Source organism: Nostoc sp. CALU 1950 (assembly GCF_051172895.1).
Taxonomy (GTDB): domain Bacteria; phylum Cyanobacteriota; class Cyanobacteriia; order Cyanobacteriales; family Nostocaceae; genus Nostoc; species Nostoc edaphicum_A.
Genome location: NZ_JBDNJQ010000032.1, coordinates 16,186 through 36,039 on the forward strand (window position 1 = coordinate 16,186; position 19,854 = coordinate 36,039).

Annotated in this window: 31 protein-coding genes; 9 read left to right on the plus strand and 22 right to left on the minus strand. The window is 41.0% G+C overall.

Annotated elements, in window-relative coordinates:
- Positions 1–488: 488 nt before the first annotated feature.
- The 4 genes from ABF638_RS11585 to ABF638_RS11600 all read right to left on the minus strand — a co-directional run bounded on the left by ABF638_RS11585 (position 489) and on the right by ABF638_RS11600 (position 2,033).
- The gene (locus ABF638_RS11585) at positions 489–761 is read right to left on the minus strand and encodes a hypothetical protein (RefSeq protein ID WP_179070133.1); all 273 of its coding nucleotides are present in this window, start codon (positions 759–761) and stop codon (positions 489–491) included.
- A 14-nt stretch (positions 762–775) separates the two neighbouring features.
- Positions 776–1,351 carry a hypothetical protein gene (locus ABF638_RS11590; RefSeq protein WP_435022872.1) on the minus strand — a complete coding sequence of 192 codons (576 nt, stop codon included), beginning with the start codon at positions 1,349–1,351 and terminating at the stop codon, positions 776–778.
- A gap of 3 nt (positions 1,352–1,354) precedes the next feature.
- A complete protein-coding gene (locus tag ABF638_RS11595) occupies positions 1,355–1,657 on the minus strand; it encodes a hypothetical protein (RefSeq protein ID WP_094346789.1) in 303 nt (100 codons plus the stop codon).
- A gap of 166 nt (positions 1,658–1,823) precedes the next feature.
- Positions 1,824–2,033, minus strand: a complete 210-nt coding sequence (locus ABF638_RS11600) for a hypothetical protein (protein ID WP_179076898.1) — start codon at positions 2,031–2,033, stop codon at positions 1,824–1,826.
- A 277-nt stretch (positions 2,034–2,310) separates the two neighbouring features.
- On the opposite strand from ABF638_RS11600, the gene ABF638_RS11605 reads away from it, so the two are divergent.
- The 3 genes from ABF638_RS11605 to ABF638_RS11615 are packed head-to-tail and all read left to right on the plus strand — an operon-like array spanning position 2,311 to position 3,662.
- A complete protein-coding gene (locus ABF638_RS11605) occupies positions 2,311–2,580 on the plus strand; it encodes a hypothetical protein (RefSeq protein WP_435022873.1) in 270 nt (89 codons plus the stop codon).
- A gap of 39 nt (positions 2,581–2,619) precedes the next feature.
- Positions 2,620–3,174, plus strand: a complete 555-nt coding sequence (locus tag ABF638_RS11610; protein ID WP_435022914.1) for a GNAT family N-acetyltransferase — start codon at positions 2,620–2,622, stop codon at positions 3,172–3,174.
- Between the two features lie 14 nt (positions 3,175–3,188).
- Positions 3,189–3,662: a hypothetical protein gene (locus ABF638_RS11615; RefSeq protein ID WP_435022874.1), complete on the plus strand. Its 474-nt coding sequence runs from the start codon at positions 3,189–3,191 to the stop codon at positions 3,660–3,662.
- 67 nt (positions 3,663–3,729) lie between these two features.
- Here the strand turns inward: ABF638_RS11615 and ABF638_RS11620 are convergent, their stop codons facing one another.
- The 9 genes from ABF638_RS11620 to ABF638_RS11660 all read right to left on the minus strand — a co-directional run bounded on the left by ABF638_RS11620 (position 3,730) and on the right by ABF638_RS11660 (position 7,208).
- Positions 3,730–4,116: a hypothetical protein gene (locus tag ABF638_RS11620; protein ID WP_435022875.1), complete on the minus strand. Its 387-nt coding sequence runs from the start codon at positions 4,114–4,116 to the stop codon at positions 3,730–3,732.
- A gap of 404 nt (positions 4,117–4,520) precedes the next feature.
- Positions 4,521–4,796, minus strand: coding sequence for a hypothetical protein (locus ABF638_RS11625; RefSeq protein ID WP_435022876.1), 276 nt, complete (start codon positions 4,794–4,796; stop codon positions 4,521–4,523).
- Between the two features lie 18 nt (positions 4,797–4,814).
- Positions 4,815–5,189, minus strand: coding sequence for a hypothetical protein (locus ABF638_RS11630; RefSeq protein WP_435022877.1), 375 nt, complete (start codon positions 5,187–5,189; stop codon positions 4,815–4,817).
- Positions 5,186–5,341, minus strand: coding sequence for a hypothetical protein (locus tag ABF638_RS11635; protein WP_435022878.1), 156 nt, complete (start codon positions 5,339–5,341; stop codon positions 5,186–5,188). Before ABF638_RS11635 ends, ABF638_RS11630 begins: the two co-directional genes overlap by 4 nt.
- Positions 5,325–5,564 (minus strand): hypothetical protein, encoded by a 240-nt coding sequence (locus ABF638_RS11640; RefSeq protein WP_179076902.1) that lies wholly within the window; start codon positions 5,562–5,564, stop codon positions 5,325–5,327. Before ABF638_RS11640 ends, ABF638_RS11635 begins: the two co-directional genes overlap by 17 nt.
- Before the next feature lie 13 nt (positions 5,565–5,577).
- Positions 5,578–5,919 carry a hypothetical protein gene (locus ABF638_RS11645; protein WP_435022879.1) on the minus strand — a complete coding sequence of 114 codons (342 nt, stop codon included), beginning with the start codon at positions 5,917–5,919 and terminating at the stop codon, positions 5,578–5,580.
- Positions 5,916–6,116, minus strand: a complete 201-nt coding sequence (locus ABF638_RS11650) for a hypothetical protein (protein ID WP_435022880.1) — start codon at positions 6,114–6,116, stop codon at positions 5,916–5,918. Before ABF638_RS11650 ends, ABF638_RS11645 begins: the two co-directional genes overlap by 4 nt.
- Before the next feature lie 40 nt (positions 6,117–6,156).
- Positions 6,157–6,930 carry an ERF family protein gene (locus ABF638_RS11655; protein WP_435022881.1) on the minus strand — a complete coding sequence of 258 codons (774 nt, stop codon included), beginning with the start codon at positions 6,928–6,930 and terminating at the stop codon, positions 6,157–6,159.
- Between the two features lie 17 nt (positions 6,931–6,947).
- Complete coding sequence (locus ABF638_RS11660; RefSeq protein ID WP_435022882.1) at positions 6,948–7,208, minus strand: hypothetical protein; 261 nt, start codon at positions 7,206–7,208, stop codon at positions 6,948–6,950.
- Positions 7,209–7,463: 255 nt separating this feature from the next.
- Between ABF638_RS11660 and ABF638_RS11665 the strand changes: the two genes are divergently transcribed.
- Complete coding sequence (locus ABF638_RS11665; RefSeq protein ID WP_435022883.1) at positions 7,464–7,919, plus strand: hypothetical protein; 456 nt, start codon at positions 7,464–7,466, stop codon at positions 7,917–7,919.
- A 3-nt stretch (positions 7,920–7,922) separates the two neighbouring features.
- On the opposite strand, the gene ABF638_RS11670 is transcribed toward ABF638_RS11665, so the two are convergent.
- The 4 genes from ABF638_RS11670 to ABF638_RS11685 form a co-directional block, all read right to left on the minus strand.
- Entirely contained in the window at positions 7,923–8,120 is a 198-nt protein-coding gene (locus ABF638_RS11670; protein WP_190735630.1) for a hypothetical protein, read from the minus strand.
- Positions 8,121–8,222: 102 nt separating this feature from the next.
- The gene (locus ABF638_RS11675) at positions 8,223–8,516 is read right to left on the minus strand and encodes a hypothetical protein (RefSeq protein WP_435022884.1); all 294 of its coding nucleotides are present in this window, start codon (positions 8,514–8,516) and stop codon (positions 8,223–8,225) included.
- Between the two features lie 8 nt (positions 8,517–8,524).
- On the minus strand, positions 8,525–9,001 hold the full coding sequence (locus ABF638_RS11680) for a hypothetical protein (RefSeq protein ID WP_435022885.1): 477 nt from the start codon (positions 8,999–9,001) through the stop codon (positions 8,525–8,527).
- Between the two features lie 224 nt (positions 9,002–9,225).
- Positions 9,226–9,792 (minus strand): hypothetical protein, encoded by a 567-nt coding sequence (locus tag ABF638_RS11685; protein WP_435022886.1) that lies wholly within the window; start codon positions 9,790–9,792, stop codon positions 9,226–9,228.
- Positions 9,793–10,340: 548 nt separating this feature from the next.
- On the opposite strand from ABF638_RS11685, the gene ABF638_RS11690 reads away from it, so the two are divergent.
- The 4 genes from ABF638_RS11690 to ABF638_RS11705 all read left to right on the plus strand — a co-directional run bounded on the left by ABF638_RS11690 (position 10,341) and on the right by ABF638_RS11705 (position 14,759).
- Positions 10,341–10,595 carry a helix-turn-helix domain-containing protein gene (locus ABF638_RS11690; RefSeq protein ID WP_012413141.1) on the plus strand — a complete coding sequence of 85 codons (255 nt, stop codon included), beginning with the start codon at positions 10,341–10,343 and terminating at the stop codon, positions 10,593–10,595.
- Between the two features lie 315 nt (positions 10,596–10,910).
- Positions 10,911–12,518 (plus strand): hypothetical protein, encoded by a 1,608-nt coding sequence (locus tag ABF638_RS11695; protein WP_435022887.1) that lies wholly within the window; start codon positions 10,911–10,913, stop codon positions 12,516–12,518.
- A gap of 87 nt (positions 12,519–12,605) precedes the next feature.
- Positions 12,606–14,039 (plus strand): hypothetical protein, encoded by a 1,434-nt coding sequence (locus tag ABF638_RS11700; protein ID WP_435022888.1) that lies wholly within the window; start codon positions 12,606–12,608, stop codon positions 14,037–14,039.
- 153 nt (positions 14,040–14,192) lie between these two features.
- Positions 14,193–14,759 (plus strand): hypothetical protein, encoded by a 567-nt coding sequence (locus tag ABF638_RS11705; protein WP_435022889.1) that lies wholly within the window; start codon positions 14,193–14,195, stop codon positions 14,757–14,759.
- A gap of 216 nt (positions 14,760–14,975) precedes the next feature.
- Here the strand turns inward: ABF638_RS11705 and ABF638_RS11710 are convergent, their stop codons facing one another.
- Genes ABF638_RS11710 through ABF638_RS11720 form a run of 3 tightly spaced genes read right to left on the minus strand, consistent with a single transcriptional unit; the run spans position 14,976 to position 17,400 of the window.
- Positions 14,976–16,745, minus strand: a complete 1,770-nt coding sequence (locus ABF638_RS11710) for a caspase family protein (protein ID WP_435022890.1) — start codon at positions 16,743–16,745, stop codon at positions 14,976–14,978.
- A 2-nt stretch (positions 16,746–16,747) separates the two neighbouring features.
- Positions 16,748–17,137, minus strand: a complete 390-nt coding sequence (locus tag ABF638_RS11715; RefSeq protein WP_334766122.1) for a Pepco domain-containing protein — start codon at positions 17,135–17,137, stop codon at positions 16,748–16,750.
- Positions 17,138–17,160: 23 nt separating this feature from the next.
- The gene (locus ABF638_RS11720) at positions 17,161–17,400 is read right to left on the minus strand and encodes a DNA-binding domain-containing protein (RefSeq protein WP_435022891.1); all 240 of its coding nucleotides are present in this window, start codon (positions 17,398–17,400) and stop codon (positions 17,161–17,163) included.
- A 164-nt stretch (positions 17,401–17,564) separates the two neighbouring features.
- Between ABF638_RS11720 and ABF638_RS11725 the strand changes: the two genes are divergently transcribed.
- The gene (locus tag ABF638_RS11725) at positions 17,565–17,873 is read left to right on the plus strand and encodes a hypothetical protein (protein ID WP_435022892.1); all 309 of its coding nucleotides are present in this window, start codon (positions 17,565–17,567) and stop codon (positions 17,871–17,873) included.
- A gap of 22 nt (positions 17,874–17,895) precedes the next feature.
- Here ABF638_RS11725 and ABF638_RS11730 read toward each other — a convergent pair whose 3' ends face one another.
- Positions 17,896–18,996 carry a hypothetical protein gene (locus tag ABF638_RS11730; protein WP_435022893.1) on the minus strand — a complete coding sequence of 367 codons (1,101 nt, stop codon included), beginning with the start codon at positions 18,994–18,996 and terminating at the stop codon, positions 17,896–17,898.
- Between the two features lie 423 nt (positions 18,997–19,419).
- The gene (locus ABF638_RS11735) at positions 19,420–19,641 is read right to left on the minus strand and encodes a hypothetical protein (protein ID WP_435022894.1); all 222 of its coding nucleotides are present in this window, start codon (positions 19,639–19,641) and stop codon (positions 19,420–19,422) included.
- Between the last annotated feature and the right edge of the window lie 213 nt (positions 19,642–19,854).

A 19,854-nucleotide genomic window follows, 5' to 3' on the forward strand; every position in this document is an offset into this window, starting at 1 on the left:
TAGCGCGTTCTTACTACAAATTTTTCCCCTGTTTCACACATAAAATGAGGCGTTTCATGTTTCACGATGCTGAAACATTGATGAAACCGTTGAAACAGTTTCGTGAAACAGTGCTGTGAAACAGCTGGATGAAACACTACCCTTCATAACGCTTTTCGAGCAAGGAATTAGCTAGTGTTTCATGTTTCACGTTTCACGTTTCACGCTGGGGGAATGCTGTTTCATGCTGTTTCACGCCCTGAAACACTGATGAAACCGTTGAAACTGTTTCATGAAACAGTGCTGTGAAACAGCTTCGTGAAACAATCTCGCCCATAAAGGCTTTCGAGCAAGGAATTAGCTGGTGTTTCATGTTTCACGTTTGATGTTTCACGCGGGGGAATGCTGTTTCATGCTGTTTCACGCCCTGAAACATTGATGAAACCGTTGAAACGTTTCATGAAACAGTTTCGTGAAACAGTTTTATGAAACACTCCCACCCATCACTATTACTTTGATGCCCGTCCCAGAAAAGTCAATCCTGCACCAACAAGTAATCCCAGGGGAATAAACACCCCACTGCCGATTAATCCAGTAGCGACAACGCTACCAACGAGATATGCACTGCCACCTAAAGCGCCAACAACTGAAGTAGCAAACAATCCGGTACTGAGAATATCCATAACTTGATTTTTCCTTTGATGAGTTAATAGTTTTTGAAGCAGTCGGATTTCGGCAACAGTGGCGACAGTTTCATTTTGGATTTGTAACAATGCCGCCACTGTTTTATAAGCTTCTAAAATCGGATCTGTGTCCCCATTGAACTGACTCTCTCTCGTAACGAATTGAGTCGTAGTTTGAGTTGTTCCTTTTTTCGGATCGACTCCCCCAATCTTGTTGAGGCTTCTTCTGCCAAATTAATCAAACTCTGATCTATCTCGGTAATCTGGTTATCGACTTCCAACATGGATTGCTCGGCAAAGGCATCCAACACCGTCCCTTTGGCTCCAATCAAGGATTCCATGAACAATAAAGCTCCGGTGACACCAGTTGATGCACCCAAAATCTTAGATTGCTCATTTTGGACGGCTATAGCACCAGAAATAGTCTCTTTATCAGCCGCAGTCAACTTGTATGAGGCTTGTTGAATTGCCTCATCAGCTTTGGTGATTGTAGCTTCGGGTATATCTGCTATAGGTGATTGTTCAGGCTGTAATCTCTCACTATTGGTAATGTCTCGAAATCTAGCTAAAATCTCCTCTGGAACTAGTGAATCGACCGTCCATTTTTGCTCTGGATATTGACGGCGTAGTTCATCAACTACTTTTCCTGGTACTTTGTTGAGAGCTTGTGCGAATTCTTTAACAATCATGATTTACGCTCCTAAAAACTTTTCGGGGTGATTTTTTAATTCAATAGCTACCTTCTTTAAAGAACCTTTGGCTAAAACGTAACTTCTAATTCTTTGAAGCACAGGTAAATGCCAGTTTGTCAACTTCGCTCGTCCGTTTAGCCCTCCATTATCTTCGTCCCGAAAATCCTCAAATTCTGGCAAGTACAAAGAAGCTAAGTCTAAATACTTTTGGAACTGTCTAATTCCAACTGATGGCTCCAATTTCTTAGCTGCCTCCTCTCGTGTTAACAATTGTTCAACTACACAGCTTCCCTGAATTAGCAATGGTTTCGGCTCCTAGAGTTCCGACTGAGTTCCGACTGAATTCCGATTGAATTCCTGCTGAGTTCCGATTGAATTCCGGTTGAGTTCCGGTACTGATAATACTAATAATAAAAAAACCACCGACTGGTGGGGAGGGTTTTTCTAATGGCTTAGTGTTTGGGAAACACTAACTTCTTAATAGGTAACTATGAATCGCTCCAAAATGGTTAAGTACATACGGCTTTGGTTCGACAAATCTGGAACTACTTTCATCAGCTAACCAGTTTTTTAGTGCCTCAACTGAGTAACCTGACAAACGGCTCATTTGGTAAGTCGAAAAATTATGAACTCTTTTAAATTCTTTAGGATGTATTGGCTTAATACCAATATTTTTCATACTTGATTGCTCCTACTATTTGTGAAGCTATTGTGGGAGTATTCCATTTTTAACAAAGTCGCAAGTCGCAAGTGAAGAACTCTCAAACGGTTCAGTTTAAGTCCCAGGCTTTTATCAAGCCGCAAGTTTTGTGGCGGGGTCTAAATCCTCGTTACAAAACTTACTTGCGACTTGCGACTTGTCACTTGCGACTTGAGCTTAACGTACCATACCGCAAAAATATTTGCAAACATAACGTCAACTGCCGTACTATCTTTATATTATTTCTCTGTTGTGTATGCCGAAATCAGGATTTAAAACAATCACAGTACCGGACTGGATTGTTGATGAAATTAAGAGACAACCTGACTATAAAGGGAATCAAGCTGCCACTTTGGGGGCGCTCGTTAGAGATGGTGTTGCGGCTCGTGGCGGAGAATTGGAAAACCCAGCAATATTCCTTGTACAAGTACTGAATCACTTACCTAATTGGGAGCGGCGCGAATCCTGGGAGTTAGCGCTGACTATTTTAAGTTGGTTGCAAGAAACAGAGCATAATGCTGATTAATGAGATTGATACAATTAGTTCATGGGTAATTTTGGTGCAATGCTTCCTTTGGTAAAACTAATTCGCGGTCAAGATAACACGATTGTGGAAGCAGATTTAGTGGAGCTATTGCAAAAGCACGTCGATGATTATGCCAACAAGTGGAAAGAACAATTGAACCTGCACGACCAATCAGATAAATTTTGGGACTGGGAATTTAAACTGGAGTTTGTCATTAATAGACAAGCAAACCGTGAAGGCTATGCGATTGAATACGAAGATGAAACTCAAGGGTTAATGCTGATTGAAACCCAAATGCACGGTTCTCGTCTACAAGAGGGAAAACGCTTGGTATACATTGATGGTATCGCTACCGCACCCTGGAATCGGGCATATATCCAACGTCTGCCAAAATTGAAAGGTGTTGGGACTGCATTCTTGGCGTTTGCCAGAACTCGCAGTTTAGAGCTAGGTTATGAGGGGAGAGTAGGGTTACATTCACTACCTGGAGTAGAAGAATTCTATGACAACCAAGGAATGATTGATGTGGGAGAAGATGAAGATTATGACGATCTAGTTTACTTTGAGTATGGAGTTCGCCGTTCTTCTGTATAAGGTAGTAAAGCTAAATGAGTCAATTATTTGATGAAGAATGCTTAAAAAAAGCTGTTGAAGCTGAGGATAAAGTTGGTGGAAATATTGGGGCTGGGTTAGATTGGGGGTCAGCACTTGGCTCCTTAGTGGGTAATCTAGAACTTTTGGGACGTTTCACAACGTTGCGTATTTCTCTAAATAGAGAAGTGCGATTGCTGCTAAATAATTGGAATTTAGGCACAGCTACGAAAATTGCTGTAAAAACTGCAAGAGAAAGAATACTTGAAAAGTTTAGACTGCCGACACCAGAGGTAAGAGAATACATACTTGCTACTCTGGAAAATGATGAACTTTATGGCGAAGAATTCATTTCTAATCGAGAGATACTGCGCGAACTTCTTGGATTGTTATTAAAACAAGAAGATTGGGAAACTATTGCAGCAGTTGCAGCAGATTCGTTAAAAAAAGAAATCATATATCAAGCTGTTAGTGAAAAAATCTCAGCGTGAGTTTGAGTTTGTACTTGACAATTCATTAATTTTTGGAGCATTTGCTCTCATCTAAGAACTATTGCGCTTAGTGATGGCTAGTTTCCGCAGGCTCCTTTTGTTGTATATGAGTTGGTTTTTCCTTGGTTCTGGGCACAATAACATACCCTACTGCACCAACTCCAATCATTCCACCGCCTATGATATACATAATATTTTTAGTGAAGTATTGAGAGCCAATGTATCCAAAGGTGATTGCTAGAACTGTTGTGACGATCATTTGAGGTACTTTCATATCTAAACTGTGTTGCTTGGTTATTAAACAAAGGAAAGATTGCTGTTCTGTGGCAATTGATACTGTACTATTCATTGGTTTGTCGCTGAGGCTTTTCACCAAATGAAGCGCTAGCAACAAAGCTGGAAAACCCGACAAGCATCCAGCCCAAGCAGATATGTTTTCGTATCTGCCATTCATATTGCTTGCTCTGGGAAATTGATTTTGTGTTCGCCTCAATAATTTCTAAACCCCAGCAGGAAAGTGTGCCTATCCCAAACAAGCAACTACTGGCAATAGAGGCAACTGCGATTGTGTTTAGAATCCGAACACTCAAACTCGAATTTCTTACAAGAGGCTTTTGTTGACGGTAAGTAGGGAGCAGGGCTAATTTGTTTGTGCCTAGACGTTTAATATGCTCTTGTTGAATCAGAGGGAAAGCAATTTGCTGATTATTAGTCATTTGTCGTCATCAGTATGTAGTTTTAATCGCATCTATATCAGTGAACGTATGATAAGCTTCCGTTATAGGTTGCACTACATTCCACAGAGGGGTATCAACTTTTCTTTGGTAATAATTTAATTCCTGAATGCTGAATTCCTCTTCACAAAGCCTTCTTTCGCTTCACCAACACCGAACGCAAGTACTGCCGACAAGCTGCTTCTCCCCGATAAATCAGAATCCGCAGCGCCTGTACTTCCTGGATCGGAGAAATACAAATCTCAGCGATCGCTGGAATTAAATTTTGTTGCTTCTGCACATAATCTTGATGCTGCTGTTCCAACTCTTGAATTTTGGAGTTTAGCTGTTGTATTTGTCGTAATGCTTGCGTCAGGGACGATTCTTTGTTTCGAGAGCGATTATTCAGAGTTAACGTCATTTTATTTGTTCCTCCTACTTATTTAGATAGTCGAGAGCTTTGCCAATCGGGGCATTTATCACCGAAGCAGCCTTTGGGATGAACGGCGCAATTGAGAAACACACCGTTGTAGACAACCCCGTGGAAATGCCTGCAACCTCGGCACGGAAGAGGCACAGGTCTGGGTTTTAGCGATTCTTCAAATTGCGCTGCCTCAATCCGGCTACTAATAAACATGGTTAATCCAGTTCCCATCATGCTGAAACACAAAGCCAGCCTCGCTGCACTTGCAGGTATTGTAATGTTGAAATAGTTCGGTTTCTTTTGCCCGAAAACCACCAGATAGCCACTCAGAATAGTGGAAAATGCGAAAACTCCAATGGCAGATTTAAGAATCAATTGCTTTGTGTTCATCTTTGTTTTTTCGATGGTTCATGCTTAGATAACAAAGAAGAGAAGTCGTAAATCGTTACTGTTGGTTTTGGTTCAGGTTCAGGTTTTGGTTTCGACTCTATTACGAGTTCAGGATTGTCCAAACCAATTGCATTTTTAATTTCCTGTTCCATGACTTGATTCTCCTTGTTGAGAAAATTGCTCTACCTGCTCGATTGCGTCCACTATTTCTCCCAAAATACTGAAAGCATCGTTTAGCACAACATCATTTGAGGTAGAAAAGTGTTCTGACGATTGAATTTTACGATAATCTCGACTACTCCCCACAAGCCGCAACGTATATTGACATCCTTGTAAAATAGTCCGAATCTCTGCTGTGGTTAATTTGATTTCCATCGTTGTTTATTCCCTAAAATTTATCTCGTTGAATACTGAGGCTTGCTCCGACTAAAGAAGTCCCTAAGAATGCGGAAAAACTTACTAGCATTGCACCCAAGCAAATATTTTTCTGTTGCTCCCAACCAGAGATTATTATGTTGGGATTATTAGTCTCAATAATCTCCAGCCCCCAGCAAGCCATTGCTCCAACTCCCGAAAAGCCAGTCAATAGCAGAGAGATAATTGCAGTTGTTTCTATGATGCGGTCGAAAAAAATCCTGGGGTTGAATCTTCTCTTAGTACGGCGGCGAAGAACCAATTTACTCTTGTGGTCTAATTGAGATTGGTAAATAGCTTGTTTGTGGTTAGTCATTTAGATTCCTCCAATTGAACATAGAAACCCGCACCTGTATTGGTAATCTTTACTTTTCTTTGATTAACCAACATTTGAATCACACTAAGACTAAAGTTGATACTACACAATCGAGCGCTACCACCACAACGACCGAGATATTGTAGGCACAGTGAGGACTGGTCAGTAGAGGTGGGGTAAGTAGATTTTCTCGGCATGATATTTTTCCTATTGGTATTATGAGAAGATATGATTAATTCAATTAAGTTCTGGTAATTGTGCAAGCGCACCTTCCATCCATGCTTGAATTGCTTCCATCTCATCAACACCTCGTAATACAGTATCGATTACCTGTTTCTGGTAAGAGTTAGCAGCATGGTTCGGATGTCCAAACTTATTACCAGCCCAAGCCAAACACATGGTCTTTACTAATTCATCAATCTGAACAGAATCAAGCTCACTTGGACTTGTAACATTTCGAGAATGCAGCCATTCTTTGACTAAATCAAGTGGATAATTTAAAAGTGTGCGAACTTCTTTGACTCGCAAATCTTTTGGGTTGATGGATGGTGGAGTTATAGCTTGTTTTGGTTGCTGGACTCTATACTGTTGATTGTCTTTGCGGGGTCTAATATTATTCTGTGGCTGTTCAGGCTTTTGAGGAGTAGTTGCGCCTTCAGCATCATTATCTTCATCAGCAGTCACCGATAAAATTGCACAAACCGCATATCGCCGTGCATAAGTTAATGCCGCACCAAACTTTTGAGAGTCAGCAATCTCAGGTAAAGGATAAGTGCTGGTGATACTTTCTCCAGATTCATGAAAAATATGAGTCCGTAGCACGGTTTTACCTTCAAAGATTTCGGTGGTTTGAATTATTACTAATCCATGTTTACTGAGTCCGGGGGTGACAGCATCTAATACAGCATCTAGTGTTGCATATTTGCGCTTGTAGTGAGGATTAGTACCGTCTTTTTGAATGGGGTTAAACTCTGCTTTTGCTTTAATTAAAGCTTTGATTAATTCTTGCATTAGTCAATTCCAAACTCTTACCAATCGTTTTCATTGATATCACCAGAGACTTTTTTGCTAGATTTGGCCTTAGTAATTTGAAACTCTGAGGCTTTTAGCACAGGCATTGCCGCTTGTTTTACCGAAGTTTTTGCTTGTTGATAGAGAAATTGTGTCACTCCATCCGCGTCTTCCCCATCCTCGACTTGCGCCCATAAAGAACAACCTAGTTCTAGGGATTCATAGTCGCCTAGATTGAATTTCCTAGAGTAGCTAACAGATACAGTTGTGAATTTCATAAGATATCGGGGCTGGTATATATTGGTTGTTAATTCTTTTCGCTAGTATCAACCATCTCAAAGCTGAGTCTTTTCAAAAATCGCTCTTGCCAGCAGTTGTTATTTGCTCCAAACCGTAGTAAATTCTCGTAGTACGGCAATGAGAATGGAAGCTGTTAGTTGTTTCATTGGTATCAATCCTTGTTAAGGAACTCAAAGCACTATCAAAACTGTCTAAAACCAAATATATTTTTGATAAAAGTCTTAGATTGAATCATGGCACTGCACACAAATCGAGGAAATGGATATTTAGCAGCAGTTCTAGGAGGTGTAACTGGAGCTGTGGTATTGATGAACCTGGGTATATATCTAGGGATTGCTTATGGAAAAAACTTCATGCCGAATGCTGAACTCGAAGGGTTACTGCCACCTTTTATTGGTTCTTTTGTCGGCTGGTGGATTGGAGAAGTAATCGGTTGTTGGCTGGCTTTGCGTTGGCGACATTACCCCAAGGCAGGGAAAACAGCTAAAGTTTTGGCAATTATTACTCCTTTGGGAATCATTGCTTGGTTAGTGGTTTACTCTACTCTTCTAAACTGGGTAGCGAGTCGAGCCAGTGAGTTACAAATTGCACAGTTATATGAAATAGTTCGCTCCCTAAGCACTGCTGTTTTTGCCGTACCTTTAGCTTGGTTAGCAAGGTTCTTGACAAAGCCACATCAGCAAAAATAGTGTTTACCGCTTTTTACCTTGTGGCATTGTTGTTTGATTCTGCCCTTGGATGAGATATCCGCCTGCTTGTGCTTCTAGAATCGTTAGTTTTGGAGGACAATCGAGAAGAAATTGCCCGTATTCCTTAGCGCAATTCGCTTGCAGTTTAGGTTGGCTGGGTGGAATGAGAAAGACGCTGTTGTTGATTTTGATGGTTTCCATAGTTGCGTTTTTGTTGCTAAAAATTGCGTTGATACTGGATAGTGTTCGACTTAGCTATTTATGACAGTGCCAGGAATTGCTTTTAATTCGTAAGTGAGCAGTTCAGTAATTTTGAATTGTTTTGACTTTAACGATTTCTTCTACACAACCCATTACTTCACTCAAGTAGTGCAGGACATCGCCCAAGTGAGTGGCTGCTTCTGGGTCAATCTTTTTATCAGCAATCAACAAGAGCCAAGTTTTATCTTGGGCGATTGCCTGAATATTTACGTAGCACGAATTGAATTGCTTCAGTATTTCTATCGCTTCCATTGATTTATTCGATGAATTGTGGTGTTCTATTTGGATAAAATTTAAGTTTGCTCCTTGCCACACAGGTGGGTTTGCCCTACCCACCCGTTTCCTTACGCTGCAACCAAATCTTTAGTTTTTGGAACGTACCTCTTTAGTCGCTCCCACTCGTCATTCGTGAGCGAATCGAATTCTTTATCCAATAACTCTTCTTCTGTGAGTGGTCGCTCTGTAGTCGCTTTTGATCCCCTTGCCATCGTCATGTAATCATCTAGTCCGACTGCTGCATCAACCGGCTCGGCGTATTGAAGAGAATCCACTCCATTAGACCAGTGCGTAATATGCTGAAATATCACCCCAATCATTGAGTGAGCCTTGTATACTCGATAATTCCTGGGGCAAGCTCCGTTAACATAAACCAGATTGTATCCAGGGATTTCCATGACCTCTGCGTTGGGGTCGGTTGGAGGCAGGAGAATTCTCTCTCTTGGATCATCCGACTGGGCTTCTTGAAGAGAAAATGTGGTAATCATAGTCTGTGTGCCATGATGATTTCGATTGTCTAAATTTCGTTGTAGAGGCGATTGCATAACTCTAGGGGAAGCAATCGCTTTTTCTCGCTTCCAGTACTAGGGATTTCTTACACCTCTGCATTCGCATCTGTAGCAGATAGGAGAATTTTCTCGTGGCAGTCATCTAGTTGAAGGGAGAAGTTACAAGCTGTACTTTGTGCCATGATTCTGTTCATTGGCTATTAGATTTTGGAGGCGATTGCGTTTCTCTTGGGGGAGCAATCGCCTTTTCACTTCCAGAACTAAGCCGCTACTGCTGCTCGGACTCCCAACGACGCAATCACTTGTTCTGCACTCGGAGCCACGCGATTGAGTCCGTACTGTCTTGGTCTTGCGTACCAACCCTCTTCATCCCAACCAACGAAGCCAACTAACTTGCCCTGGCGATAGACTTTCGTACTGAATACTAGATAATCAATCTCACCGTGGTACAAACCAAAAACAGTGCAAGCTTTTTTCAACTCGGACTCCAGTCGTCGATTCCGTTCCCGTGGTGTTTCTGGTAGAGTCGCTTTTACCTCTGCAACTCTTTTTGCGAACCAGTCGCGCTCAAAGGCTAATCGTCCGCCTTCCACAAACTGCACCCATACTGTGATTCCGCCTTCGATCCAGATCGTGCGAATTGATTCGGGTTCCACTTCGATAATCTCGCCAATGATGCGGCGATCTCTGCTGGTGAGAGGATCTTGGGTTGGGGCTACAGCTTCGGCTTGGGTTTCGAGGTGGCTGTATAGTTCTGCTTGGGCGAGGGCTTGCTCATCAACAGAAGAACTAGGAATTGCTTGCTGTGTATGTGTTGTATACGTCATAATAGAAATCTCCTTAATCGGGGAAAAGGCGATCGCTTACTTCTTGGTCGGAGGGGCGATTGCCTTTGTTATGTGTGCAAACAACGTTGTGGTTCAGCACAACGCTCTCAATTAGATTTGGCGTAGCCATATATTTGTGACTCAAAGCCAGTGGCATTTGAGTGGTACCAAAACAGGAGATACAGCGTATCAGGCGGTCTGTATGGCTTCAAACGCTTCAAACTGTCGTCCGCCGTCCTGCCAGTATTTTCTTATTCAGTGCAATATCCATTTCCGGCTGTGTACCCCTCGCCTTCTCTGGTTGTGCCAGTGCCTCGGTTACTCCATCAAGCAGTCACTCTGGATTGTGCTGTCAAAGTTCAGATAGTGCAAACCCTTTATTGCGTCCGGGTGCAGGCAGTTTGCTTTCCCTTGTCCCATGTTTTATAGTATAGCTTAATAAGTTATGCTTGTAAAGTCTCACTGAATAAGTAAAGCTGAATAAGTAAAGCTTGAAAACGGAGGAAAGAAGCGCTATGATTTGCTTACATTAATGGAGAAGTGAAGTTATGAACTTAATGCAAGTTACTTTGTCGGTTGATTTGCCTGGTCTAGGCACTCGGATTAGAGAGATTAGAGAGTCCAAGGGTCTATCCCCAACTTGGGTAGCAGCCCAGGCTGGTATGAGTGTTGGGAACCTCTATCGTATAGAAACAGAAGATGCAAAGTCTTTACCGCGTGAAACTTTGCGTAAGCTTTCTGATGCCCTTGGTGTAAATTTTGATGCCGAGGTTAAAGCTGCTTTAGTGCAAGAGATGGAATAATTTTTCTACTAATGATGCGGTTAGCATAAAGCAAACGTTATTGCCTCATTAGTATACAAATTTAGTAATTGTATTTGTTGCAACTAACAATCGGAGTAACTACTGGAATTATCTTTAGATAAATAGCACAACAACTAGAAGCGATCGCCCACCGTCCAAAGTTAGCGATCGCCTGCTCAATCCGTTAACGACAAAGTGAGCTAACTATAATGCTGACACATTTTTGGAAAAACCCTCCAAATCAGCTTCTCTTGTTCACTTTGCTTAAACTGCAACACCTCAATTTTTAAGCATTTACCATAGTGGGCAAGAAAAATGCTGACACTAGAAAAAGAACAAACAACAGCACTCGATTACAGTGTTGTCAACACCAGCATCCAAGAAACCTTCACCGCCATCGATAGATTCGAGTGGCAAGCGGTAGATGAAATCCTCCAGATGAGGGAACAACAGCTTTACCTGCAAGCTGGCTATAAAAACTTTGAAGAATACTGCCAGCGTGAATTATACGCCTGGGGTGGATACCGACGAATCAATCAGCTGCTGGGGGCAAAGAAAGTCATTGACACGGTTGGCGAGTTGGGGGGACACATCAAAAACGAGCGTCAAGCCCGTCCGCTACTTCGTTTAGTCAAGGAACCAGAGAAACTAAAACAAGCTGTAGCGATCGCTCTCAAAGATAACCCCTCCCCTGGTGAATCAGATTTTGCTGCTGCCGCCCAAAAAGTGGTTCCTCAACTTCCACGCAAAAAACATATTGTTCAGGAACCAATGGTTCCCAAAATTCAAGAACCAGTGCTTCCTAAATCAGCCATTGTCACAGTTTCGCAACAGTCACACCCAAGGTATGGGGAAGAAGGAACCATTGAGGCAGACGCACCAAATCACTGGCAACAGATTGTCACTTTTGCTGATGGCGAGAGGTTGTTGATCAACAATGCTGATTTAGATGCCCCAAGCGTTCCCTTTCCCAGAGAGCGCACTTACCCCGCAGAATATACAGAAGCGATCGCAGCACTCAAGGAACAACACCAGCAGGAGCTAGAGCATCTAGAGCAAGAATTGAGGATTGGCTTGCTTTCAGAAGCCACTGCCAATGCCGAAGCCCAAGTACAAGAGCAAGTACAATCTCTGCAAAACCTGTACAAGCAGCAGAGGGAGCAAAATATTCAATTGCAGCAGCGATTGGATGAGATGGAATCGCTACGGCAGTTGGAGATAGAGAATCAGCAACTCCAGCAACGTATTCAGGATTTGGAAAACGCCGTACAAAAGCATCCTGTCCAACAGTGGGGAAATACTCTCACGCAGCAAGCGACCAAAGCATTGAATAAACAAGTGAAGCAAGCACTAGAGCAAACAATTGATCTGCGATCGCTAGCTGTTGAACCCCCCAAGGAGAATGCACAAGAATGTCTGCGGCTCATGGGTATGGCTTTGAAAAACCTTGCCAGTGCTATGAACAATACCCAAGCGCTTGAAGCTGCGGCCATAATTCTAGGGAGTGAACCGACACCAACTGCGATCGCCTACCGTGCCGAACAATTGTCAATGTTGCCCCAGGCGGTTAGTGACATTCGGCAGGTACTTGCAAAACCTGGGTGTAGTTGGCAGGAGTTTTGGGCAGTGGCGCAAGAATACGAGGTGATTAAGTCGGATTATTGGGCAGAACTTACCACCCAGGAAACAGAATTAATTTCCACACTCCAGAACGCATCCCTTCAACCGCGCACTATTGGCATCGGTTCTATTGTTGCTCATGCTGACCCGTACCGGACTCTGTATTTGCAGAGGGGCGAAGTTGTAGACGAGGTAGGGGGCAAAGTGGTAGTAGCTTGGGATCACTGGCGCAATGAGTTGAAAAAGACTCAAAGCTATTCCAGGGAAGAGTTGCGATTCTGGCAAGACGAGAACCCTAGATAAAGACTCGCCTTGAAATAGCTAAAAAACTTAAACGCGGCATGGGTGCAATGTCGCCCAGATTGTCATGGAAAAATTTAGGAGGAGAATATGACTACAGCGTTAAAAGCAATCAACGGTGGTAGCAAACAACGAAGCGATCGCAAACAGACGGATGCAGAGAAATCGATTAGACCACACTGCAAGGTATCAATTGAGGATATCAACTGGGTTCGTCAACAGCCTCCATCTGTGCAGCAGCTTTGGTTAGACTCTGTAGCGGCTGAACAATTCGGGGGTTCTGCCCATAAACTCGATACTAACCTCACCTACAAATCTTTGCAAAAAGCAGGGGCGGCGTTGACTGCTCAAGGACTGTTCCAGTTCGAGGAGTTGTTTGGCCGTTTGCCCTCCGGTAGACCTGGGTTGATTGGCTACCGTGTTCGTAACTTACACGGTTATTACAATCGCTTTTACTGGGAATCGTCCACGTCTGGGGAAAACAATTCTTGTGATGAGAAAGCCGTCCGCGCCGGGGAGAAAGTAAACCACCCCGGACGGAATGAAAACCACCCCAAAGTGGAACAGATCCACGCTGATTTGGAATCATTCCAAAAGAATGGTCAAAAAAGTGAGGATTTGCAAGGGTTTCAAAATCCTAACAACGCTTTTAACAACCTGTTAACTACCTACCAACAACCAACTAAGGTTGTTGGTATGGTAGTTGGTTCTGACGCGCAAAACAAAAATTCGCGTGGAGAGGAAACGGCTCACGCGCCCTTGAGGGGCGCGTCGCCTCAACGTATCGAAAGCGCGTCAGAACTTGAAGAATTGCCTACAGCAACGGACTGCACGACGCTAGCGCTTGTGGATGATGTACAGGCTGAATCTGCTTTATTGATAGGAGAAAACCAGGATTGCAGTGTTAAAGCGATATTCCCTCATGAAGGTACTTGTTCCGTCGCACCCGTCGCCCAAAATGAATTTTCTTTAAATTCTACGATCGCAGATCAACCACAGGGGCAAGTAGAACAAAGTAATTTCGCTCCGTTGTTGGCTGAAAATCAAGTCTCTGGTTTTGAGCCGAAAGACTGTGATGAAGAACCAAGTTCCGCCGCGCCTGTGTCATTAAATCAAAGTGAGATATTTGAATGGTTGGATAGAGCAAACCTTGGAGAATGCCCTCCATTGTGGGTAATTCAATATTTGCTAGACAGCAAGTATTACGCCAGCATGAGGGCAAGCATCAGCAAGTTTGAGAAGCAGTGGAATCTATCTGTAGTCAATTATCAGGTGCAAAAATCTAGTGATGCGTTGTTTACCACTGAAGACATCGCCATGAGATCCAAAGTTAGACTATTGCGAATGAAGAAACTGAAGATGGCTTCTCTGGTTGGGGAAAATCCTGGTTTTGACTTCCTCCAAGAATGCTGGAAGGATGACCCTGCCTTACAGATCGTGATCAAGAAGCTGCTGGCGAAGTTTCCGCAGTGGGGGGTTGCGATTGTGGATGGGGTGTTGGTGGATGGGGTGTTGGTGGATTAAAAACCAAATTAATCAGTAGTGGGCTTACTAAAGATTTATCTCGCAAATGTAAGTCGTATTTTCACAAAGATGGCTATACTCATACTGCCAGCAATTAAACTTAATCTAGAAAAAGGTTGATATATAATAAGAGCCTTTGGAGAGAAAGAATATATGAGAGCGCGAGTGCTTGGTGAAGTCATCGAAGAGCATGAATATGCTGTTTATCTATCACCAGGATATGAGAAAGATGTGCAATGGGGCGGCTATCATGTGACTATCACTGGGTTTAGTAACTTTCATGCTTACAAGCAAGACCAAGGTAAAAAGTCTATTGTAACGGAGATATGGAAAGAAGTTAACAATGCCCAAGCATACAGCTTTCGCAATAAGATCGAAGGTAAGGATTATTGGATTAAGGCGAACTCACGAGATAAATTTGGAAGAAAAGTCTATGCAGTCTGTTTCAAAAGTAGATGTTTAGATGAGTTAGGCAAACAATTAAAAAATAAAGATTTTAAACGAGTAAAAGTTGATAGTAAGGTAAACTGCCACAAAGAAGTAGGTGGCAAGTGTTGGCATATCACTTTAAATAAATTTACAGAGGATGAATCAACTGTCAGACAACTATTTGATTCTCTGAAACAGAAAGATTGGAAACTCTGGCTTGTTAAAAAGCCATCTCAAGAATGCCAACATGATGCTAAAGGATGCAATTGGATTGATTGGCAAGAAATTTAGTTATATATAATTTAAAACAATATGGCTTAATTAAGAAGAATAGTAAGTTGAATTTCGTTCCTCAACTTAATCTATACCAGTTCTAGTTTTTAGCTTAATTGGACAGTATCACAATTTAAAATATAAATTTTAATCATTCGTAATTTAAAAACCCTTTATTAAAAGATTAGTATAGAAATCTAATAAGTATTTTGTTTACTTAAAAATAGCTTTTTACTAGGATATTAAGTGAGAATCTATTAGTTTTTTTAATTTATCAATATTCTCATTCGTATTGAATTTTATATTATTTAGTTCTTCTCGAAACCACAACCAATAGGGTTGAATAAGGTTAATATTTTTTAGGTCTTTTTCAAATAAATTGCCAATATAATCTGGACAATACCAAGCACCATATATTTGACTATTAGTACAAAAACCTTTTAAAATTGATTCCCATTCTTCCGGTTTTAAATAAGAAGCTATTCTAGACAGTTTACTTCCATTATAATTAGCATCCTTAAAATTGTTAGAATTGATAAAATTTTCAATAATAATATGTCTTTCTTCCGGTAAACGCTCTTCTAAAATAGGATTTATTTCCGGAAGAAGAATGCTACCTGCTTTATCTTTTAAAACCCATAGCTCATCCAAACTCATACCTCGCAATTTTTGAGTGACAAAAGTTTTTAAGCAATCTATAGCAAATACATCTAATAAAATTTTCATATTACCAGGTGTATAAGTAAATACTGGATAATCAGTACCAACAGTGGAGGTTTCTGAAACGATTGTTAAATTATCAATATAATTTTTTATTTTTAATTTACATTGTTCATTAATATAGTCTGAAGTTTCACATTGCTGTAGATAAATCAATAAATGACCCCAATTGTCACTACTTATTTTATCCCCAATTATATTAGATATGTTTTCATAATTCACAGACTCAGCATTGATTAACTCACTACCAAGTTGTAAGTTAGATAAATCATTGTTGGTAAGTTCATTGTAAGAAAAAGGCTCAGAAACTACTGCTCTGTCTCCTCCAGGTGCAGCAACAGGTTGAGTAATTGATAAAGTCTCGGAAATCGAATTGACAGGCTGTATTTGGCGTTGAGCTATCCTTTGAATTGCTCGAATTGCGTCTCTATCAGCACGAGATACTGCTAATACTCTGATCCACAGTTGCTCTGCTACTAATAAATCTCCTTCAGTTTCAGCCAGCAATGCTTGATATTTCAACGACTCTGCATCTTTTATTCTCGCTGCTTGTTCTACTAAGATGTAGTACATCTTGTAGGGTGGTTCCGCTTTTAAATAAGGATTTTGTTCAGATTTTTTGTAATAAGCATTTAATTGAGGTACTCTATAACGCAAATATTGTTCTAAACGTTCTACTGTGGCACAATTTGCCTCTCCCTGGATTCGTAGCCCTTCTAGTAAGCTGTAAGTAAATGAGCCATGCTGTAATTCATCTATCTCCCAAGACTTTTGGCTTGGCGCACATGAGTAAAAGGTGATCACTCCCTTCTGTTCCTGCGCCCCTACTCCTAACCCAGAGCGATCACCTTCATCTCGGCAAGCATCTATTAACAACACTACATTGTCTGCTCCACACCGCCGTAGCCTTTGGGTTACATAATCTACAGAGATAGCTGTTGTGTAATCTATTGGATCACTATCCAAAAACATCAAGTAATCTTGGTCTACATAGCGCTTCCCATGACCTGCAAAGAAGAACCACAGATTATCTTCTGCTTTCAATAATGGTTCTTCAAACTGTGCATTCAAAAATCGTTTAAATCTACCTTGTGTCGGCTGAGTTTGTATTGGTGGATTTGTTTTTATCGCCGGAGAATCTTCCGTAAACAGAAAAACTTCGTCAAATTTTGCTTCATCCTCAAACCAAGCCTTCATTACCTCAGCATCTCGCTTGGCATACTTTAATGGCTGGAGGTTGTCATAATTATTTATCCCGACTACAATTGCCCAATTTTTACCCATAGTTATTTACGTTTAAACTTGAAGGTCATTGCTCCTTTTCCGCCAGCTTTCCCCCCACCAATTCCAAACAAGCTGATTTGTCCTTCTCCATTAATTTCTACTGATAGTTCAATTTCCTGAAGCTGTATTTTAGAATCCGGTTCATCTGCTTCGTCAAGCATTTCTCTCATCGCTTGCAGAAACCCTTGCATTTCCTGCTTCAGCTTCCCTACTTCTACCGATTTTCGTCTGGTAATTACTAATTCTGTCGTTTCCGTAATTTCTGCGCCTAGCCTTCCGCCTATATCACGACCACCTCTCGAGCCTCTCGTCACTGTTTCATGAGTCGTTGCTGCTTCCGTTTCTTCTGTAATAATCCAGATTGTTTTTGGTGTTGGGGTTTCTGCTGACATATAGCTTTTTAAATACTCTCTATTTAACTAACTTTTACCAACGCTTCTACTGTTGCCACTCTAGCTTCTAGCTCTGCTACCTTTTGGTTTAGCGGCAATGCTTCACCGCATCCTAAATACTGGGACAACGCACCAACTACTACATCTGTTTTGGATGCACCTGTTTGTTCGGCATACTTATTTAGTTTCTCCAGCAGTTCTGGGGACAATCTAACTACAATTTGAGGTTTGACCATTACAGGCAACCTTTTGATTAATTGCATGACATCGCATTACTATTACATAAATAAACCCTATTGCCAAGTAAAAACAAACTCTTTCCAGTCCAATCACTTGTTCCGCCGCCTCACCTGCCCAAATTGAAAAATCTTTAACTTCAGCGATCGCAGATCAGAAAATAAAACCGAGTCGCCCCTCTGCTGAGTTGATGACTGAAAACTCAGTTTCTTGTGATGAAGTCAAAGCAGTTCATGAAGGTGAAAGTTCTGCCGCAGCTATTCCCAGTGCTGAAAAATGGTCACATGAGGCGATTGTCGCAAGGTCAAATGTGCGACCAGAGCGTATGCAGAAACTGAAAGTTGCGGCGAATTCGGGGCAGAATCCGGGCTTCGAGTACTTGCAAGAGTGTTGGAATGATGATCCGGCTTTGCAAATTGTGATCAAGAAGTTGTTGACGAAATATCCTCAGTGGGGGATGGCTTGTATTGATGGGATATTGGTTGATTGGGAGAGGTAGCGATGTCTATAATAAGTGTTAATTATCGACTTTTCAAGTCTGCTATACTGATTGTCTCAATCGGCATAAAACCTTTTGTCTTTTGAAATTTCATTTTATGCAAGAAGTTAGACATTGAATCTGATGGATCAAGAGTGTCAAAGTTAAGTTTTTCAAGGATATTTTTAGGAATAGCTACAGATAGAACAGGTTGTTTTTGCGTATGACCTGTTTGAGAATTAAATAGTTCACCAATACTTGTGATTATAATTGTTTCAACTGGCAATAAAGCAAACATTTCTCTAGCTATTCGTAATACACAACCACAAATATAATCCTGATATATTTCATAAGATATTGCTTTTGGCATTTTTTTTGTTGAGAGTTTACCTGTTTTTGTTAAAGTTTTGATTTCAGAAGGAATAGCTGTTTCACTATTTACATAAACCGTAACGCCCAAGGTTAAATTATTAATGAGGTCAAATTCAATCATAGAACCTAACTCACAGATGTCATCAAATGGTTTTTCCATATCAATCACATCTATATAAGCTTCAATATCTCCGGTAATGATCTGTTTTGATAACTCAACTAGATTTTGCCAATTCTCATAATCTTCCTTATATTCTGAAATTGCAGTATTATAATTTAATATATCTGTTTTTCTACCTTCATCTACACCTTTTACTAAGGTAGCTTGCTTAGTTTTAACACGTCTAAATAATTTGTCACAAAGCGTAGGCTTAAATTGAGATAATTTAAGTTGAGCAGCAATTTCATGTGTATTTAATTTTTCAGGTTTAATTGGTGGTTGAGAATTGCGAATCAGACTCCAATCCCACTCTTCACCGCATTCTTTATGAACTGACAGAAGACAATCTATACGGTTTTCATAAACTTGCACTTCATATTTAGCAAGTTCTAATTCTTGCATTTTTGCTCGTAATTTTGACTCTTTTGCTAGCTCTCTCATAGTGAGAGCAGACTGGCGTTGTTTATGCCGTTGTTCTGCTTCTCTTTGTCGCTGGTATCTTTCAAGATTACGCCGAGCTTTTGCACATTCACGGGCCGCTCGCCGGGCTGCATTTTGTCTTGTTTTCGTAGCTGATGATGGGTTGCCCCTACCATCATAATTCCATCCCATAAGATTAAAAAGTAAAATGCTGTTGGATAAATGTAGCTATTATGAGTACAATTGGAAGCTATTTAATTTCTTCCCAAACTTGGTTAACCCATATTCTTTTATAGTTAGTGCTAAAGAATTATATTTGTAAATTTTGAATACAAAAACTATTGCTTATTTAGCATAAATTAAATTTAATACGGAAAGTACCGTATTTATACATAATATTTTCTCTGAAAATAACCTAAAATTGTGAAATAGTTTTAAGAGAAAACCAAGGTTAATAGTATTTTTCAGAGTACTGGAATAATAATCCGCCCTTGCAGATTGTAATTAAAAAACTGTTGAGTAAGTTCCCATAGTGGGGAATTGCTTGACTGAAATGAGTAACGTGATCGCCCTTCAACTACTCGCATACTCCAGCACTCGTTCCCACTCCCAACGTCAAGCAGTCTCTACCAACATTTCCTTGCCGTTGGTGAATTGGATGAATTCTTGCCCATTGTCGTAAAACACATCAGCAACCAGCCGATTACGCACATCATACCCCCACTGAGAAACTGCGGCATTCCACCATCTTTGTCCTGCCGATTGTAACAGTGGCAGTTCCAGGGACTCATCACGCCATGCTTTTGGCTTCCATTGCTGTTGTAATGCACTAATCAAAATCTAGCGTGGCAAAACTAGCTAGAGCAAAAACTTAAACGTAGTAAATTCGTTATTATTGAAAATTTTGGTTTACCTATTTACGCCTATTTCAATCATGAAAAATCTACTCTAGCAAGTTTTACCACTCTAGATCAAAATTGCGTTTGAGATCGCCTATCTCAAAGAAGCACTGCGGACACTTGGAAAGGCGTTAAGTCACCGGAAGCTGTG

Bases quoted from the DNA above. Each gene is read 5' to 3' on its own strand.
- ABF638_RS11590 (WP_435022872.1), bottom strand. From the start codon at position 1,351: ATGATTGTTAAAGAATTCGCACAAGCTCTCAACAAAGTACCAGGAAAA.
- ABF638_RS11600 (WP_179076898.1), bottom strand. From the start codon at position 2,033: ATGAAAAATATTGGTATTAAGCCAATACATCCTAAAGAATTTAAAAGA.
- ABF638_RS11605 (WP_435022873.1), top strand. From the start codon at position 2,311: ATGCCGAAATCAGGATTTAAAACAATCACAGTACCGGACTGGATTGTT.
- ABF638_RS11610 (WP_435022914.1), top strand. From the start codon at position 2,620: ATGCTTCCTTTGGTAAAACTAATTCGCGGTCAAGATAACACGATTGTG.
- ABF638_RS11615 (WP_435022874.1), top strand. From the start codon at position 3,189: ATGAGTCAATTATTTGATGAAGAATGCTTAAAAAAAGCTGTTGAAGCT.
- ABF638_RS11620 (WP_435022875.1), bottom strand. From the start codon at position 4,116: ATGAATGGCAGATACGAAAACATATCTGCTTGGGCTGGATGCTTGTCG.
- ABF638_RS11625 (WP_435022876.1), bottom strand. From the start codon at position 4,796: ATGACGTTAACTCTGAATAATCGCTCTCGAAACAAAGAATCGTCCCTG.
- ABF638_RS11630 (WP_435022877.1), bottom strand. From the start codon at position 5,189: ATGAACACAAAGCAATTGATTCTTAAATCTGCCATTGGAGTTTTCGCA.
- ABF638_RS11635 (WP_435022878.1), bottom strand. From the start codon at position 5,341: ATGGAACAGGAAATTAAAAATGCAATTGGTTTGGACAATCCTGAACTC.
- ABF638_RS11640 (WP_179076902.1), bottom strand. From the start codon at position 5,564: ATGGAAATCAAATTAACCACAGCAGAGATTCGGACTATTTTACAAGGA.
- ABF638_RS11645 (WP_435022879.1), bottom strand. From the start codon at position 5,919: ATGACTAACCACAAACAAGCTATTTACCAATCTCAATTAGACCACAAG.
- ABF638_RS11650 (WP_435022880.1), bottom strand. From the start codon at position 6,116: ATGCCGAGAAAATCTACTTACCCCACCTCTACTGACCAGTCCTCACTG.
- ABF638_RS11655 (WP_435022881.1), bottom strand. From the start codon at position 6,930: ATGCAAGAATTAATCAAAGCTTTAATTAAAGCAAAAGCAGAGTTTAAC.
- ABF638_RS11660 (WP_435022882.1), bottom strand. From the start codon at position 7,208: ATGAAATTCACAACTGTATCTGTTAGCTACTCTAGGAAATTCAATCTA.
- ABF638_RS11665 (WP_435022883.1), top strand. From the start codon at position 7,464: ATGGCACTGCACACAAATCGAGGAAATGGATATTTAGCAGCAGTTCTA.
- ABF638_RS11670 (WP_190735630.1), bottom strand. From the start codon at position 8,120: ATGGAAACCATCAAAATCAACAACAGCGTCTTTCTCATTCCACCCAGC.
- ABF638_RS11680 (WP_435022885.1), bottom strand. From the start codon at position 9,001: ATGCAATCGCCTCTACAACGAAATTTAGACAATCGAAATCATCATGGC.
- ABF638_RS11685 (WP_435022886.1), bottom strand. From the start codon at position 9,792: ATGACGTATACAACACATACACAGCAAGCAATTCCTAGTTCTTCTGTT.
- ABF638_RS11690 (WP_012413141.1), top strand. From the start codon at position 10,341: ATGAACTTAATGCAAGTTACTTTGTCGGTTGATTTGCCTGGTCTAGGC.
- ABF638_RS11695 (WP_435022887.1), top strand. From the start codon at position 10,911: ATGCTGACACTAGAAAAAGAACAAACAACAGCACTCGATTACAGTGTT.
- ABF638_RS11700 (WP_435022888.1), top strand. From the start codon at position 12,606: ATGACTACAGCGTTAAAAGCAATCAACGGTGGTAGCAAACAACGAAGC.
- ABF638_RS11705 (WP_435022889.1), top strand. From the start codon at position 14,193: ATGAGAGCGCGAGTGCTTGGTGAAGTCATCGAAGAGCATGAATATGCT.
- ABF638_RS11710 (WP_435022890.1), bottom strand. From the start codon at position 16,745: ATGGGTAAAAATTGGGCAATTGTAGTCGGGATAAATAATTATGACAAC.
- ABF638_RS11715 (WP_334766122.1), bottom strand. From the start codon at position 17,137: ATGTCAGCAGAAACCCCAACACCAAAAACAATCTGGATTATTACAGAA.
- ABF638_RS11720 (WP_435022891.1), bottom strand. From the start codon at position 17,400: ATGCAATTAATCAAAAGGTTGCCTGTAATGGTCAAACCTCAAATTGTA.
- ABF638_RS11725 (WP_435022892.1), top strand. From the start codon at position 17,565: ATGACTGAAAACTCAGTTTCTTGTGATGAAGTCAAAGCAGTTCATGAA.
- ABF638_RS11730 (WP_435022893.1), bottom strand. From the start codon at position 18,996: ATGGGATGGAATTATGATGGTAGGGGCAACCCATCATCAGCTACGAAA.